Source organism: Pseudomonas sp. IC_126, from assembly GCF_004331835.1.
GTDB lineage: Bacteria > Pseudomonadota > Gammaproteobacteria > Pseudomonadales > Pseudomonadaceae > Stutzerimonas.
On the sequence record NZ_SJSS01000009.1, the window covers coordinates 88,251 to 103,404 of the forward strand.

Below are 15,154 nucleotides of genomic sequence, written 5' to 3' on the forward strand. Positions count from 1 at the left end.
TCCTATCAGTTACGGAACGGGAAGTTGAAAGCACGCAGCAGCGCGCGCCCCTCTTCGTCCGTCCGAGCAGTAGTGGTCAGCGTAATGTCCAGACCACGCAGGGCATCAATCTTGTCGTAATCGATTTCCGGGAAGATGATCTGCTCTTTTACACCCATGCTGTAATTGCCACGACCATCGAAGGACTTGGCATTCAGGCCGCGGAAATCGCGAACCCGAGGCAGGGAAATGGCGAGCAGACGATCCAGGAATTCATACATGCGATCATTGCGCAGCGTGACCTTGACACCGATCGGCCAGCCTTCACGAACCTTAAAGCCCGCAATGGATTTCCGAGCGTGGGTCACTACAACCTTCTGACCGGTGATCTTCTCCAGGTCGGCAACTGCGTTATCGATGATTTTCTTATCACCGATCGCTTCGCCGATACCCATATTCAGGGTGATCTTGGTGATGCGCGGAACTTCCATCACGTTGCCAAGCTGAAGCTCTTCTTTCAGCTTGGGAGCGATTTGCTTCCGATAAACTTCTTTTAGTCGTGCCATGGTTATCTACCTAGCAGTCTCAAGCTTCAACCGGCTTTTGGGTCGACTTGAAGACACGAATTTTCTTGCCGTCTTCAATCTTGAAGCCAACGCGATCAGCCTTGTTGGTTTCACCATTGAAAATAGCGACGTTAGAGGCGTGCAGAGGCGCCTCTTTCTCGACGATACCGCCCTGAACGCCCGACATTGGGTTCGGCTTGGTATGACGCTTTACGAGGTTGATACCACCAACGACCAAGCGGTCGTCAGCGAGAACCCGAAGCACCTTACCGCGCTTGCCCTTGTCCTTGCCGGCGATGACGATGATCTCGTCGTTGCGACGAATCTTTTGCATGCGGCTACTCCTTAGAGCACTTCAGGCGCGAGCGAGACGATTTTCATGAACTTCTCGTTACGAAGCTCACGCGTCACCGGCCCGAAAATACGGGTACCGATAGGCTCTTGCTTGTTGTTCAGCAGAACAGCAGCGTTGCCATCGAAGCGAATGATGGAACCGTCCGGACGACGAACACCGTGACGGGTACGGACCACAACAGCGGTCATCACCTGGCCTTTCTTGACCTTGCCACGCGGAATCGCTTCCTTGACGGTAACCTTGATGATGTCACCGATGCCGGCATAACGGCGGTGTGAACCGCCCAGGACCTTGATACACATGACACGACGAGCGCCACTGTTGTCCGCCACATCGAGCATTGATTGAGTCTGAATCATATAATTTCTCCGACCCCTAGCCCTTAGACTTCGACGGCACGTTCAACGACATCAACCAGCATCCAGCACTTGGTCTTCGCCAGAGGACGAGTCTCGCGAATCGTGACCTTGTCACCGATACGGCACTGGTTGGTTTCGTCGTGTGCGTGCAGTTTGGTCGAACGCTTCACGTATTTACCGTAGATCGGGTGCTTAACGCGACGCTCGATCAATACGGTGATGGTTTTGTCCATTTTGTCGCTGACGACGCGGCCAGTCAGCGTGCGGACAGTCTTTTCAACTTCAGCCATGATCACTTACCTGCCTGCTGGTTGAGCACAGTCTTGACACGAGCGATGTCGCGCTTGACTTGTGAGAGCAGGTGAGACTGCCCCAACTGGCCAGTTGCCTTCTGCATACGCAGATTGAACTGGTCGCGCAGCAGCTCGAGCAACTGCTCGTTCAGCTGCTGAGCGGATTTTTCACGAAGCTCATTCGCTTTCATCACATCACCGTCCGCTTAACAAAGGAGGTGGCGAGCGGCAGCTTTGCAGCAGCCAGGGCGAAAGCCTCACGCGCCAGCTCTTCGGAAACACCCTCGATCTCGTAGAGCACCTTGCCCGGTTGAATCTGGGCTACCCAGTACTCGACGTTACCCTTACCTTTACCCATCCGGACTTCCAGAGGCTTCTTGGTGACAGGCTTGTCGGGGAACACGCGGATCCAGATCTTGCCGCCACGCTTGACGTGACGAGTCAGCGCACGACGTGCGGACTCGATCTGGCGGGCAGTCAGACGACCACGGGAAACAGACTTCAGAGCGAACTCGCCGAAGCTGACCTTGCTACCGCGCTGAGCCAGACCACGATTGTGGCCAGTCATCTGCTTGCGGAATTTTGTACGCTTTGGTTGCAACATTTGGCGTACTCCTTACTTGGCAGCTTTTTTACGAGGCGCAGGCGCTTGCGGCTTGAGTTCTTCGTGGCGGCCACCAATGACCTCACCCTTGAAGATCCAGACCTTGACGCCGATCACACCGTAAGTGGTGTGTGCTTCGTAGGTGTTGTAGTCGATATCGGCACGCAGGGTGTGCAGCGGCACACGACCTTCCCGATACCATTCCGTACGGGCGATTTCAGCCCCACCCAGACGACCGCTCACCTGGATCTTGATGCCTTTGGCACCAATGCGGATCGCGTTCTGTACGGCGCGCTTCATGGCGCGACGGAACATCACACGACGCTCCAGCTGCTGAGCAACGTTCTGTGCTACCAGCATTGCATCGAGCTCCGGCTTGCGGATTTCTTCGATGTTGATGTGCACAGGCACACCCATTTGCTTGGTCAGGTCCTGACGCAGCTTCTCTACATCCTCACCCTTCTTGCCGATCACGATGCCGGGACGAGCGGTGTGGATGGTGATGCGTGCTGTCTGAGCCGGGCGATGGATATCGATACGGCTTACGGACGCGCTTTTTAATTTGTCTTGGAGGTACTCGCGCACGTTCAGATCTGCAAGCAGATAATCGGCGTACGTACGACCGTCTGCGTACCAGACGGAGGTGTGCTCCTTGACGATTCCCAGGCGAATGCCAGTGGGATGTACTTTCTGACCCATCTGATCGACTCCGTTACTTGTCCGCAACCTTGACAGTGATATGGCAAGACCGCTTGACGATGCGATCAGCGCGGCCTTTGGCACGCGGCATGATGCGCTTAAGCGAACGCCCTTCGTTGACGAAAACAGTGGAAACCTTCAGGTCGTCCACGTCAGCGCCTTCGTTGTGCTCGGCGTTGGCCACGGCCGACTCCAGCACTTTCTTCATGATCTCGGCGGCTTTCTTACTGCTGAAAGCCAACAGGTTGAGCGCTTCGCCCACCCCTTTCCCGCGGATCTGGTCGGCGACCAGGCGGGCTTTCTGGGCGGAGATGCGAGCGCCCGACAACTTAGCGGCTACTTCCATCTTTCCTTACCCCTTAGCGCTTGCCTTTCTTGTCCGCTACGTGCCCGCGATAAGTGCGGGTACCAGCGAACTCGCCGAGTTTATGACCGACCATGTCTTCGTTCACGAGAACGGGGACGTGTTGGCGACCGTTATGCACAGCGATGGTCAGACCGACCATTTGCGGCAGGATCATTGAACGACGCGACCAGGTTTTCACCGGCTTGCGATCATTCTTTTCCGCTGCCACCTCGACCTTCTTCAGTAGGTGAAGATCGATAAAAGGACCTTTTTTCAGAGAACGTGGCACTGTCGTATCCCTCTAGTTACTTGCGGCGACGGACGATCATGTTGTCGGTGCGCTTGTTCGAGCGAGTCTTCGCGCCCTTAGTCGGGAAGCCCCACGGCGACACCGGATGACGACCACCAGAGGTACGACCTTCACCACCACCATGCGGGTGATCGACCGGGTTCATCGCCACACCGCGAACGGTCGGACGAACGCCACGCCAGCGCTTGGCACCGGCTTTACCCAGCGAACGCAGGCTATGCTCGGCGTTCGAAACCTCACCCAGAGTGGCGCGGCACTCAGCCAGAACCTTGCGTGTTTCGCCAGAGCGAAGACGCAGCGTTACGTATGCACCCTCACGCGCTACCAACTGAGCCGACGCACCAGCGGAACGAGCGATCTGGGCACCTTTGCCCGGCTTCAGCTCCACACCGTGGATGGTAGAACCCAGCGGAATGTTGCGCAGCGGCAGGCTGTTACCAGCCTTGATTGGCGCATTGATGCCAGACACCAACTGATCGCCAGCACTTACGCCCTTGGGGGCGATGATGTAGCGGCGCTCGCCGTCGGCATACTTCAGCAACGCAATGTGCGCAGTACGGTTCGGATCGTATTCGATGCGCTCAACGACAGCGGGAATGCCATCCTTATTGCGACGAAAATCGACCAGACGGTAATGCTGCTTGTGACCACCACCAACGTGACGAGTGGTGATACGGCCGTTGTTGTTACGGCCGCCGGACTTTGACTTCTTCTCGAGCAGCGGAGCATAAGGAGCGCCTTTGTGCAGCTCCTGACCGACCACCTTGACCACAAAACGGCGGCCTGCGGAAGTCGGTTTGCATTTAACGATTGCCATGATGCACCCCTTCCTTACTCAGCGTTGCCGGAGAAATCGAGATCCTGGCCCGGCTGAAGCGCAATGTATGCCTTCTTCCAGTCGTTGCGCTTGCCCAGACCGCGAGCGGTACGCTTGGTCTTACCCTGAACATTCAGGGTACTGACCTTGGCGACCTTCACGTTGAACAGGCTCTCGACGGCCTTCTTGATTTCCAGCTTGGTTGCATCAGTAGCAACCTTGAAAACGAACTGGCTCTTGCTGTCAGCCAGCATGGTTGCCTTCTCGGAGACGTGCGGACCAAGCAGGACTTTGAATACGCGTTCCTGGTTCATCCCAGCAGCTCCTCGAATTTCTTCACAGCCGACACGGTGATCAACACCTTGTCATAGGCGATCAGGCTGACTGGATCGGAACCTTGAACGTCACGAACATCGACGTGCGGCAGGTTGCGAGCCGCCAAATACAGGTTCTGATCGACAGCATCGGAAACGATCAGTACGTCATTCAGACCCATACCAGTCAGCTTGTTAGCAAGCAGCTTGGTCTTAGGGCTGTCGACGGCGAAATCTTCAACGACCACCAGACGCTCGGAACGAACCAACTCGGAAAGAATGGAGCGTAGCGCTGCGCGGTACATCTTCTTGTTGAGTTTCTGCTCATGGTTCTGCGGACGAGCTGCGAAAGTTACACCGCCGCCACGCCAGATCGGTCCACGCGAAGTACCGGCACGCGCACGGCCAGTGCCCTTCTGGCGCCAGGGACGCTTGCCGCCACCGGACACATCGGAGCGAGTCTTTTGCTGCTTACTACCCTGACGGCCGCCAGCCATGTAGGCGACGACTGCTTGGTGCACCAGCGTCTCGTTGAACTCACCACCAAAGGTACGCTCGGAGACTTCTATGGCTTGTGCGCCATTAACATTCAATTGCATGTGAACTCCCCCTTACCCGCGAGCCTTGGCGGCCGGACGCACGATCACGTCACCACCAGTGGCGCCGGGCACTGCGCCCTTGACCAATAGCAAGTTACGCTCGGCATCGACACGCACGATTTCCAGGGACTGCACGGTTACGCGCTCGGCGCCCATGTGCCCGGACATCTTCTTGCCCTTGAAAACACGACCCGGAGTCTGGCACTGGCCAATCGAACCCGGAACGCGGTGGGATACGGAGTTACCGTGTGTATTGTCCTGACCACGGAAGTTCCAGCGCTTGATGGTGCCGGCAAAGCCTTTACCCTTGGACTGACCGGTGACATCCACCATCTGTCCAGCCTGAAAAATCTCGGCATTGATCTGATCGCCCGCCTGGAACTCTTCGCCATCGAGGCGGAATTCCCAGACCCCACGACCGGCAGCGACATTCGCCTTAGCGAAGTGACCAGCCTGAGCCTTGGAGACACGCGAGGCGCGACGCTCGCCGACAGTGACCTGCACGGCGCGATAGCCATCGCTCTCTTCATTCTTGAACTGGGTGACACGATTCGGCTCGATCTCAATGACCGTAACCGGAACAGAGACACCATCTTCGGTGAAAATGCGGGTCATGCCGCACTTACGACCGACTACACCAATAGTCATATTGTAACCTCTTGAGTGTACGGGGCTTTCACCCGCTATGGCCGCCCATTTCAGAGCGTTACACGACTAAAACTCAAGGTTTTAGCCGAGGCTGATCTGCACTTCCACGCCAGCCGCAAGATCAAGCTTCATCAGCGCATCGACGGTTTTGTCGGTTGGCTGAACAATGTCCAGCACACGCTTATGAGTGCGGATCTCGTACTGGTCGCGCGCGTCCTTGTTGACGTGCGGAGAAACCAGAACGGTAAACCGCTCTTTGCGGGTCGGCAGTGGTATCGGACCACGCACCTGAGCACCAGTACGTTTCGCGGTTTCCACGATTTCCTGGGTTGATTGATCGATCAGGCGATGGTCAAAAGCCTTCAACCGAATACGGATTTGTTGGTTTTGCATTTTGACCTCAGACTCCAATTAGCCATCCCTACCAAACGCAATACGCCCGGTAAAAGGAGGCGCAATTGTACGGATGCGTCCAGGGGGTGTCAATAAATGATCAATAATAGAAAAAGGGCCCCAGGGGGCCCTTTTTTACCACCGATTGATTATTCGATGATCTTGGCAACCACGCCGGCACCAACGGTACGACCACCTTCGCGAATCGCGAAGCGCAGGCCGTCTTCCATGGCGATCGGAGCGATCAGGGTGACAACCATTTTGATGTTGTCGCCCGGCATGACCATTTCCACGCCTTCCGGCAGCTCGCAGTTACCGGTTACGTCAGTAGTACGGAAGTAGAACTGCGGACGGTAGCCCTTGAAGAACGGAGTGTGACGCCCGCCTTCTTCCTTGCTCAGCACGTACACTTCGCCTTCGAACTTAGTGTGCGGCTTGATGGTGCCCGGCTTGGCCAGAACCTGACCACGCTCGACATCATCACGCTTGGTGCCGCGCAGCAGCACGCCAACGTTCTCACCAGCACGACCTTCGTCGAGCAGCTTGCGGAACATTTCGACGCCGGTGCAGGTAGTCTTGGTCGTGGCACGGATACCAACGATCTCGATTTCTTCCTGGACCTTGACGATGCCACGCTCGACACGACCAGTAACAACGGTACCGCGGCCAGAGATCGAGAACACGTCTTCGATCGGCATCAGGAACGGCTTGTCGATGGCACGCTCAGGCTCGGGGATGTAGGCATCCAGAGTTTCGACCAGCTTGCGCACGGCCGACACACCCATTTCGTTGTCGTCCTGACCGTTCAGCGCCATGAGCGCGGAACCGATGATGATCGGAGTGTCATCGCCCGGGAAGTCATAGGTCGACAGCAGGTCGCGAACTTCCATCTCGACCAATTCCAGCAGCTCGGCGTCGTCAACCATGTCGGCCTTATTCAGGAACACGACGATGTAGGGAACACCAACCTGACGGGACAGCAGGATGTGCTCACGAGTCTGCGGCATAGGGCCGTCAGCAGCGGAGCAAACCAGGATAGCGCCGTCCATCTGCGCCGCACCGGTGATCATGTTCTTCACGTAGTCAGCGTGACCTGGGCAATCGACGTGAGCGTAGTGACGGATCGAGGAATCATATTCAACGTGGGAGGTGTTGATGGTGATACCACGGGCCTTCTCTTCCGGCGCGTTGTCGATCTGCGAGAAATCACGCGCAGAGCCGCCCCACGTCTCAGCACAGACCTTGGTCAGCGCTGCGGTGAGCGTGGTCTTGCCATGGTCAACGTGACCAATGGTGCCGACGTTCAGGTGCGGTTTGTTACGTTCGAATTTTTCTTTAGCCACGACAGTAAACCTCTTACTTAAAGGGCTGAATCAACCTTGTTTTTTAACCAGTGCTTCGACGATATTCGACGGAGCCTCGGAGTACTTGGAGAATTCCATGGAGTAGCTTGCACGACCCTGGGACATAGACCGAACGTCAGTCGCATAACCGAACATTTCACCCAGCGGAACCTCGGCACGGATTACCTTACCAGTAACCGTATCTTCCATTCCCTGAATCAGGCCGCGACGACGATTCAGGTCACCCATCACGTCACCCATGTAGTCCTCAGGGGTTACCACTTCTACCTTCATGATCGGCTCGAGCACCACTCCACCGCCCTTCTGGGCCAGCTGCTTGGTTGCCATAGAAGCCGCCACTTTGAACGCCATCTCGTTGGAGTCGACATCATGGTAGGAACCGTCGAAAACGGTCGCCTTCAGGCCAATGAGCGGATAACCGGCAACAACGCCGTTCTTCATCTGCTCCTCGATACCCTTCTGGATAGCCGGGATGTATTCCTTAGGAACCACACCGCCCACGACCTCGTTCACGAATACCAGTCCTTCCTGACCTTCGTCTGCCGGCGCAAAGCGGATCCAGCAATGACCGAACTGACCACGACCACCGGACTGACGCACAAACTTGCCTTCGATTTCGCAGTTCTTGGTGATCTTCTCACGGTAGGAAACCTGCGGCTTACCGATGTTGGCTTCGACGTTGAACTCGCGCTTCATGCGATCAACAAGGATATCCAGGTGCAGCTCACCCATGCCAGAGATGATCGTCTGGCCGGTTTCTTCATCGGTCTTGACACGGAACGACGGGTCTTCCTGAGCGAGCTTGCCCAGTGCGATACCCATCTTCTCCTGGTCAGCCTTGGTTTTCGGCTCTACTGCTACCGAGATAACCGGCTCCGGGAAGTCCATACGCTCAAGAATGATCGGCTTGTCAGCGTTGCATAGGGTGTCACCGGTAGTGACGTCTTTCATGCCGATCAGAGCAGCGATGTCGCCAGCGCGCACTTCTTTAATCTCTTCACGCTGGTTCGCATGCATCTGCACCATACGACCAACGCGCTCTTTCTTGCCCTTGACCGAGTTGATCACCGAGTCGCCCGAGGCTAGGACACCCGAGTAGACACGCACGAAGGTCAAAGTACCAACGAACGGGTCGGTGGCAATCTTGAACGCCAGAGCCGAGAACGGCTCATCATCGTCCGCATGACGCTCATCAAAGTCAGCATCAGCGAGCTCTTCTTTAGGCTTGTCGATGATGTCCGGATGAATACCCTTGATCGCAGGAATCTCGGTCGGAGCAGGCAGGAACTCGATAACGGCGTCGAGAACCAGAGGAACACCCTTGTTCTTGAAGGAAGAACCACAGACAGCCGGAACGATCTCGTTGGCAATGGTGCGCGCGCGCAAACCAGCCTTGATCTCTTCGACGGTCAGCTCTTCGCCTTCCAAGTACTTGTTCATCAGCTCTTCACTGGACTCGGCAGCCGCCTCAACCATGTTGGAGCGCCACTCTTCCGCCAGCTCCAGCATATCGGCAGGAATTTCTTCCTCACGATAGGTGGTGCCTTTATCGTCGTCGTTCCAGTAGATAGCCTTCATCTTGAGCAGGTCGACTTGGCCCTGGAAGCTATCTTCCGAACCAATAGCCAGCTGAATCGGTACTGGAGTGTGACCCAGACGATTCTTGATCTGAGCGACGACGCGCAGGAAGTTTGCACCCGCACGGTCCATCTTGTTCACGTACACAACACGCGGAACGCCGTACTTGTTGGCCTGACGCCATACGGTTTCGGACTGCGGCTCAACACCCGAGGTGCCGCAGAACACCACGACAGCGCCGTCGAGCACACGCAGCGAACGTTCTACTTCGATGGTGAAGTCAACGTGGCCAGGGGTATCGATGACGTTTACGCGATAGTTGTCGTACTGACCGGCTGAGCCCTTCCAGAAAGTGGTAACAGCAGCGGAGGTAATGGTGATACCGCGCTCCTGCTCCTGCACCATCCAGTCAGTAGTAGCCGCACCGTCATGCACCTCACCCATTTTATGGCTGAGACCTGTGTAGAACAGGATCCGCTCAGTCGTCGTGGTCTTGCCCGCATCAACGTGCGCACAAATACCAATGTTACGGTAGCGGTTAATTGCTGTGTTACGAGCCATAAAGCCCTCGCAAGTTGAGTGGTGCCAGAATTAGAAACGGTAGTGCGAGAACGCTTTGTTGGCTTCAGCCATACGGTGCACGTCTTCACGCTTCTTCACAGCAGCTCCCTTGCCTTCAAACGCATCCGACAGTTCGCCGGCCAAACGCAGAGCCATGGACTTCTCACCACGCTTGCGCGCAGCGTCCACCAGCCAGCGCATCGCCAGAGCGTTACGACGGGAAGGACGAACCTCGACCGGAACCTGGTAAGTCGCACCACCTACGCGGCGCGACTTCACTTCGACCAGCGGAGCGATGGCGTCGAGTGCTTTTTCGAAGATTTCCAGGGGATCGGTGTTCTTACGCTCTTTAACCTTTTCCAAGGCACCATAAACGATACGTTCTGCGACGGCTTTTTTGCCGCTCTCCATCACGTGGTTCATGAATTTGGCCAGGATCAGACTTCCGTATTTCGGATCGTCAAGGATCTCGCGCTTGGCTGCTACACGACGTCTTGGCATTGATAAGCCCTCAAACGGTCTTCAGGTTAGCTCGGAACTGTAACCGCGAGGTTACGCCCGACCTTACTCTTATCGACTCAAATAAATAAAAATACGGTTACTTCGGACGCTTGGTGCCGTACTTGGAACGGCCCTGTTTACGATCCTTGACACCGGAGGTATCCAGCGAACCGCGCACGGTGTGATAGCGCACACCCGGAAGGTCTTTTACACGACCGCCACGGATCAGCACGACACTGTGCTCTTGCAGGTTGTGACCTTCACCACCGATGTAGGAAGCGACTTCAAAACCATTGGTCAGGCGAACACGGCATACTTTACGCAGCGCAGAGTTCGGTTTCTTTGGCGTGGTGGTGTACACACGAGTGCACACGCCACGGCGTTGCGGGCAGTTCTGCAGCGCAGGGACGTCGCTCTTCTCGACGACGCGCTTGCGCGGCTGGCGTACCAGCTGGTTAATCGTTGCCATCTACTAGCTCCACTGTTGTCTTTCGACACAAACGAAAATGGCAGAGCATAAAGCCCCGCCAAATTAGGGGTACAAGAGTCTAAAGAGCTTCCCACACCCCGTCAAGGCGCGCCCCGATTTGCATCGGGACTAACCTCAAGTCAGTTGCCGCTGAAATTCAGCGCTTCGGTCAGCGCCGCTTCCACTTCATCAGCACTCACACGAACCGGCTTTTCAGCATCGCGCTTGCGCTTGCGCTCGCTGTGATACTGCAGGCCGGTACCGGCCGGGATCAGGCGACCCACGACCACGTTCTCCTTCAAACCACGCAGGTAGTCGCGCTTGCCAGTAACCGCCGCCTCCGTCAGCACGCGAGTGGTCTCCTGGAACGACGCCGCGGAGATGAACGACTCGGTTGACAACGACGCCTTGGTGATCCCCAGAAGCACTCGTACGTATTTAGAAACGAACTTGTCCTCCATGGACAGGCGCTCGTTCTCTTCCAGTACCTGAGTCAGCTCCATCTGATCGCCCTTGATGAAGCTGGAGTCACCCGACTCAGCCACTTCAACCTTGCGCAGCATCTGCCTCAGGATGGTCTCGATGTGCTTGTCGTTGATCTTCACGCCCTGCAAGCGGTACACGTCTTGAATCTCGTTGACGATGTACTTGGCCAGCGCACTAACGCCCAGCAGACGCAGGATGTCGTGCGGGTTGCTCGGACCGTCAGAGATCACTTCGCCCTTATTCACCTGCTCGCCTTCGAAGACGTTGAGGTGACGCCACTTTGGAATCAGCTCCTCGTAAGGATCGGTGCCATCGGTTGGCGTGATGACCAAGCGGCGCTTGCCCTTGGTTTCCTTGCCGAACGAAATGGTGCCGCTGATTTCCGCCAGGATCGATGGCTCCTTCGGACGGCGCGCTTCGAATAGGTCGGCAACACGCGGCAGACCACCGGTGATGTCACGGGTCTTAGAGGTCTCCTGCGGGATACGCGCGATAACGTCACCGACGTTGATCTCAGCACCATCCGCCACCCCGACCAGCGCGTTGGCTGGAAGGAAGTACTGGGCTGGCACGTCGGTACCCGGCAGCAACAACTCCTTACCACTGGCGTCGACCATTTTGATAGCCGGACGAATGTCTTTGCCTGAGGCCGGGCGATCCTTCGGATCCATCACCTCGATGTTGGTCAAACCGGTAAGCTCGTCGGTCTGACGCTTGATGGTGATGTTTTCTTCCATTCCGACGAAGGTCACGACACCCTTCATCTCGGTGACGATCGGGTGGGTGTGCGGATCCCATTTTGCGACCACCGCACCGGCATCCACTTTGTCGCCTTCCTTGATGGAAATCACCGCACCGTAAGGCAGCTTGTAGCGCTCGCGCTCGCGCCCATAGTCATCTGCCACAGCCAGCTCACCGGAGCGGGAAACGGCAACCAGAGCGCCATCGGCACGCTCTACGTACTTGAGGTTATGCAGGCGAATGGTACCGCCATTCTTCACCATCACGTTGTCGACAGCCGAGGTCCGGCTCGCCGCACCACCGATGTGGAAGGTACGCATGGTGAGCTGAGTACCCGGCTCACCAATGGATTGCGCCGCGATGACGCCAACGGCTTCACCGATGTTCACCTGATGCCCGCGCGCCAGATCGCGACCGTAGCACTTGGCACAAATGCCGTAACGGGTTTCACAGGAAATCGGCGAGCGCACAATCACTTCGTCGATGCTGTTCAGCTCGATGAAATCGACCCATTGCTCGTCGATCAAGGTGCCCGCCGGCACCAGCACGTCGTCAGTGCCCGGCTTGAGAACATCACGCGCAATCACACGCCCCAGCACACGCTCGCCCAGCGGCTCGACCACGTCGCCGCCTTCGATGTGAGGGGTCATGTGCAGGCCTTGTTCGGTTCCGCAGTCGATCTCGGTCACTACCAGATCCTGCGCCACGTCGACCAGACGACGGGTCAGATAACCGGAGTTCGCGGTTTTCAGAGCGGTATCGGCCAGACCTTTACGAGCACCGTGGGTGGAGATGAAGTACTGGAGTACGTTCAGGCCCTCACGGAAGTTCGCGGTAATCGGCGTCTCGATGATAGAGCCGTCCGGCTTGGCCATCAGGCCACGCATACCGGCCAGCTGGCGGATCTGGGCAGCGGAACCCCGCGCACCCGAGTCGGCCATCATGTACATCGAGTTGAACGAATCCTGCTCGGCTTCGTTGCCGTCACGGTCGATGACCTTCTCTTTCGAGAGGTTGGCCATCATCGCCTTGGAAACTTCGTCGTTGGCCTTGGACCAGAGGTCGATCACCTTGTTGTACTTCTCGCCCTGGGTCACCAGGCCGGACGCGTACTGGCTCTCGATCTCCTTCACTTCCTCGGTTGCCGCGTCGATGATGTGCGCCTTTTCATCGGGGATGACGAAGTCGTTCACGCCGATCGATACACCGGAGATAGTCGAGTAGGCGAAACCGGTGTACATCAGCTGGTCGGCGAAGATGACGGTGTCCTTCAGACCCACCGTGCGATAGCACAGGTTGATCAGCTTGGAGATCGCCTTTTTCTTCATCGGCTGGTTGACCACATCGAACGCCATGCCGGCCGGAACGATCTGGAACAGCAGAGCACGGCCGACGGTGGTGTCGACGATGCGAGTGTTCCGGGTAATGGAGCCGTCACGATCCTTGATGGTCTCGTTGATGCGCACCTTGACCCGCGCGTGCAGAGAAGCCTCACCGGCGCGGAACACGCGGTCGACTTCCTGCAGATCGGCGAACACCCGGCCTTCGCCTTTGGCATTGATGGCTTCGCGGGTCATGTAATACAGACCCAGTACCACGTCCTGCGACGGCACGATGATCGGCTCGCCGTTAGCGGGCGAGAGGATGTTGTTGGTCGACATCATCAGCGCACGCGCTTCGAGCTGGGCTTCCAGCGTCAGCGGGACGTGAACGGCCATCTGGTCACCGTCGAAGTCGGCGTTGTACGCCGCACAGACCAGCGGGTGCAGCTGGATCGCTTTACCTTCGATCAGCACCGGCTCGAACGCCTGGATACCCAGACGGTGCAGGGTCGGCGCACGGTTGAGCAGCACGGGATGTTCGCGGATGACTTCGGCGAGAACGTCCCAAACTTCAGGCAGCTCGCGCTCGACCATCTTCTTGGCGGCCTTGATGGTGGTCGCCATGCCGCGCATTTCCAGCTTGCCGAAAATGAACGGTTTGAACAGCTCGAGGGCCATCTTCTTTGGCAAGCCGCACTGGTGCAGACGCAGGGTCGGGCCGACGGTGATAACCGAACGACCGGAATAGTCCACGCGCTTGCCCAGCAGGTTCTGACGGAAACGACCCTGCTTGCCCTTGATCATGTCGGCCAGGGATTTCAGCGGGCGCTTGTTCGAACCGGTAATGGCACGGCCGCGACGGCCGTTGTCCAGCAGCGCGTCGACCGCTTCCTGCAGCATGCGCTTTTCGTTGCGCACGATGATGTCCGGCGCGGACAGATCGAGCAGGCGCTTGAGGCGGTTGTTACGGTTGATGACGCGGCGATACAGATCATTCAGATCGGAGGTCGCGAAGCGGCCGCCATCCAGAGGAACCAGCGGACGCAGATCCGGCGGCAGCACCGGCAGAACGGTAAGCACCATCCACTCGGGCAGGTTTCCCGAGCCATGGAAGGCTTCCATCAACTTGAGACGCTTGGATAGCTTCTTGATCTTGGTTTCCGAGTTGGTCTGCGGAATCTCTTCACGCAGGCGACCAATCTCGTGCTCCAGGTCGATTTCGTGCAGCAGCTCGCGCACGGCTTCGGCACCCATGCGGGCGTCGAAGTCGTCACCGAACTCTTCGAGCGCTTCGAAGTACTGCTCGTCGTTCAACAGCTGGCCTTTTTCGAGCGTGGTCATGCCCGGATCGATTACCACGTAGCTCTCGAAATAGAGCACGCGCTCGATATCACGCAGGGTCATATCCAGCAGCAGACCGATACGGGACGGCAGCGACTTCAGGAACCAGATGTGAGCGACCGGCGAAGCCAGTTCGATGTGCGCCATGCGCTCACGGCGCACCTTGGCAAGCGCAACTTCAACGCCGCACTTCTCGCAGATCACACCGCGGTGCTTGAGGCGCTTGTACTTGCCGCACAGGCACTCGTAGTCCTTGACCGGACCAAAGATCTTGGCGCAGAACAGGCCGTCGCGCTCAGGCTTGAACGTACGGTAGTTGATGGTCTCCGGTTTCTTCACTTCACCGAAGGACCAGGAACGGATCATCTCGGGCGACGCCAACGCGATCTTGATGGCATCGAACTCTTCGATTTGACCCTGGTTTTTCAATAGATTCAGCAGGTCTTTCAAGGCCTTTCCTCCCAGCGGAGCAGGGAGCGAACCAACGTTCACTCCCGATATGCGTCGCG

The 15,154-nt window shown here is 57.1% G+C and carries 19 protein-coding genes; all 19 read right to left on the reverse strand.

What is annotated here, in order from left to right; genetic code table 11:
• Positions 1-5: 5 nt before the first annotated feature.
• Positions 6-545 (reverse strand): 50S ribosomal protein L5, encoded by a 540-nt coding sequence (gene rplE, locus E0D86_RS20840; RefSeq protein ID WP_131651932.1) that lies wholly within the window; start codon positions 543-545, stop codon positions 6-8.
• 19 nt (positions 546-564) lie between these two features.
• Positions 565-879 (reverse strand): 50S ribosomal protein L24, encoded by a 315-nt coding sequence (gene rplX / locus E0D86_RS20845; RefSeq protein ID WP_131651933.1) that lies wholly within the window; start codon positions 877-879, stop codon positions 565-567.
• Between the two features lie 11 nt (positions 880-890).
• A complete protein-coding gene (gene rplN / locus E0D86_RS20850) occupies positions 891-1,259 on the reverse strand; it encodes a 50S ribosomal protein L14 (RefSeq protein ID WP_014854220.1) in 369 nt (122 codons plus the stop codon).
• Between the two features lie 23 nt (positions 1,260-1,282).
• Positions 1,283-1,549, reverse strand: coding sequence for a 30S ribosomal protein S17 (gene rpsQ / locus E0D86_RS20855; RefSeq protein ID WP_014854221.1), 267 nt, complete (start codon positions 1,547-1,549; stop codon positions 1,283-1,285).
• 2 nt (positions 1,550-1,551) lie between these two features.
• Positions 1,552-1,743 carry a 50S ribosomal protein L29 gene (rpmC, locus tag E0D86_RS20860; RefSeq protein WP_003289209.1) on the reverse strand — a complete coding sequence of 64 codons (192 nt, stop codon included), beginning with the start codon at positions 1,741-1,743 and terminating at the stop codon, positions 1,552-1,554.
• Entirely contained in the window at positions 1,743-2,156 is a 414-nt protein-coding gene (gene rplP / locus E0D86_RS20865) for a 50S ribosomal protein L16 (protein WP_014854222.1), read from the reverse strand. The genes rpmC and rplP overlap by 1 nt, the downstream gene beginning before the upstream one ends.
• A gap of 12 nt (positions 2,157-2,168) precedes the next feature.
• Positions 2,169-2,855, reverse strand: a complete 687-nt coding sequence (gene rpsC / locus E0D86_RS20870; RefSeq protein ID WP_131651934.1) for a 30S ribosomal protein S3 — start codon at positions 2,853-2,855, stop codon at positions 2,169-2,171.
• A gap of 13 nt (positions 2,856-2,868) precedes the next feature.
• A complete protein-coding gene (gene rplV / locus E0D86_RS20875) occupies positions 2,869-3,201 on the reverse strand; it encodes a 50S ribosomal protein L22 (protein WP_131651935.1) in 333 nt (110 codons plus the stop codon).
• A gap of 13 nt (positions 3,202-3,214) precedes the next feature.
• Positions 3,215-3,490, reverse strand: coding sequence for a 30S ribosomal protein S19 (gene rpsS, locus E0D86_RS20880; RefSeq protein ID WP_014854225.1), 276 nt, complete (start codon positions 3,488-3,490; stop codon positions 3,215-3,217).
• Positions 3,491-3,506: 16 nt separating this feature from the next.
• The gene (gene rplB, locus E0D86_RS20885; RefSeq protein WP_131651936.1) at positions 3,507-4,328 is read right to left on the reverse strand and encodes a 50S ribosomal protein L2; all 822 of its coding nucleotides are present in this window, start codon (positions 4,326-4,328) and stop codon (positions 3,507-3,509) included.
• Positions 4,329-4,342: 14 nt separating this feature from the next.
• Entirely contained in the window at positions 4,343-4,642 is a 300-nt protein-coding gene (gene rplW / locus E0D86_RS20890; RefSeq protein ID WP_021209378.1) for a 50S ribosomal protein L23, read from the reverse strand.
• On the reverse strand, positions 4,639-5,241 hold the full coding sequence (gene rplD, locus E0D86_RS20895; RefSeq protein ID WP_131651937.1) for a 50S ribosomal protein L4: 603 nt from the start codon (positions 5,239-5,241) through the stop codon (positions 4,639-4,641). The genes rplW and rplD overlap by 4 nt, the downstream gene beginning before the upstream one ends.
• A 12-nt stretch (positions 5,242-5,253) precedes the next feature.
• Complete coding sequence (gene rplC, locus E0D86_RS20900; protein ID WP_131651938.1) at positions 5,254-5,889, reverse strand: 50S ribosomal protein L3; 636 nt, start codon at positions 5,887-5,889, stop codon at positions 5,254-5,256.
• 81 nt (positions 5,890-5,970) lie between these two features.
• On the reverse strand, positions 5,971-6,282 hold the full coding sequence (gene rpsJ / locus E0D86_RS20905) for a 30S ribosomal protein S10 (protein ID WP_003186070.1): 312 nt from the start codon (positions 6,280-6,282) through the stop codon (positions 5,971-5,973).
• 149 nt (positions 6,283-6,431) lie between these two features.
• The gene (gene tuf / locus E0D86_RS20910; RefSeq protein WP_131651939.1) at positions 6,432-7,625 is read right to left on the reverse strand and encodes an elongation factor Tu; all 1,194 of its coding nucleotides are present in this window, start codon (positions 7,623-7,625) and stop codon (positions 6,432-6,434) included.
• A gap of 30 nt (positions 7,626-7,655) precedes the next feature.
• Positions 7,656-9,785: an elongation factor G gene (gene fusA / locus E0D86_RS20915; RefSeq protein WP_131651940.1), complete on the reverse strand. Its 2,130-nt coding sequence runs from the start codon at positions 9,783-9,785 to the stop codon at positions 7,656-7,658.
• Between the two features lie 30 nt (positions 9,786-9,815).
• Positions 9,816-10,286: a 30S ribosomal protein S7 gene (gene rpsG, locus E0D86_RS20920; RefSeq protein ID WP_019342051.1), complete on the reverse strand. Its 471-nt coding sequence runs from the start codon at positions 10,284-10,286 to the stop codon at positions 9,816-9,818.
• A 97-nt stretch (positions 10,287-10,383) separates the two neighbouring features.
• A complete protein-coding gene (gene rpsL, locus E0D86_RS20925) occupies positions 10,384-10,755 on the reverse strand; it encodes a 30S ribosomal protein S12 (RefSeq protein ID WP_025240342.1) in 372 nt (123 codons plus the stop codon).
• Positions 10,756-10,895: 140 nt separating this feature from the next.
• Positions 10,896-15,095: a DNA-directed RNA polymerase subunit beta' gene (gene rpoC, locus E0D86_RS20930; protein ID WP_131651941.1), complete on the reverse strand. Its 4,200-nt coding sequence runs from the start codon at positions 15,093-15,095 to the stop codon at positions 10,896-10,898.
• Between the last annotated feature and the right edge of the window lie 59 nt (positions 15,096-15,154).